The organism is Saccharothrix sp. ST-888, assembly GCF_000955975.1.
Classification (GTDB): Bacteria; Actinomycetota; Actinomycetes; order Streptomycetales; family Streptomycetaceae; genus Kitasatospora.
The window spans coordinates 1-296 of the sequence record NZ_JYJF01001013.1; the positions used below are offsets into that span (position 1 = coordinate 1).

Here is a 296-nt window from a genome sequence, read left to right on the forward strand (position 1 = left end):
GGGCGGCCAGTTCGGCCCTCAGCTCGTCGGCGCCGGGGGCGTCCGGGCCCCGGCGGCTGGTCAGCACCAGGTGCTCGGCACCGTTGCCGGCCAGCCAGCCGGCGACCTGTCCGCCCAGGGCACCGGTACCGCCGGTGACCAGGACCGTCCCACGCGGCTTCCAGTCGGCGGCGTCGCTCCTGGCCGCCCGCACCAGTCGGCGGACGGACAGGCCGGACGGCCGCAGCGCGAGCTGGTCCTCACCACCGGTGCCGGTCAGGGCCACGGCCAGCAGCTCCCGCGTGCGCTCGTCCAGC

General features: G+C 78.0%; 1 protein-coding gene. It reads right to left on the bottom strand.

The window, feature by feature from the left end:
- Positions 1 to 296: KR domain-containing protein (locus UK12_RS35365; protein ID WP_045307326.1), on the bottom strand; the 296-nt coding region annotated here is incomplete at both ends.